A 608-nucleotide genomic window follows, 5' to 3' on the forward strand; every position below is an offset into this window, starting at 1 on the left:
TCGCCGTCGCCGGCCCAGATTCCGAGGATGTCGCGGGGTGCCCTCGACCGTGACGGCCATCGCCACGTAGATGGGCCTGGCTTTATACGCGAGTAACGGGTCTGGCACAGATCTTGGGGAGCGGTCGCGGAGTGTCACCGGGGCAGCACAAGTTGGGTCAGCCCGCAGGGCGGTTTACCGGGACTGTCGAAATTTCCGGGCACTCTCGCGAGCCGTGCTGGCATCGTATGAATCATGGCAGCGATAGACGACACATCTGAGCCTGACAGCCCTGTCCGCAGCGCTTGCCCGCCCCTGCTGGAGGCAGCGTGGCTGTATCAGGCGGATCAGGTGTGTCCGGAAGACCTGCCGATGACCGCTGCCCAGGCACTAGCAATTGGAATGGACACGCCGGCCCTGTGCGAGCTCGCTGGTCTGCCGCGTCATGCGGACCCGCGGGACATCCGTGACACATTCGAGCAGGCTCTTCAAGAATTGGGGGATCAAGCTGCCCGATCACCACCTGGCCCGACGATACGCGCTGCGCAGGCTGGCGGCGGTCAGGTCATGCGTGGAGCCGGGCAGAGCGGGCGAGGCCCACAGCAGCCTGCCGAACGGATCGGTCAGGA

1 pseudogene is annotated in these 608 nt (G+C 65.5%); it reads right to left on the reverse strand.

Annotated features, from left to right (window positions below):
• Positions 1-531: 531 nt before the first annotated feature.
• Positions 532-608 (reverse strand): annotated as a pseudogene (locus tag H9Y04_RS45945) (IS5/IS1182 family transposase); the annotation flags it as partial.

This window comes from Streptomyces polyasparticus (assembly GCF_014493765.1).
GTDB lineage: Bacteria > Actinomycetota > Actinomycetes > Streptomycetales > Streptomycetaceae > Streptomyces > Streptomyces polyasparticus.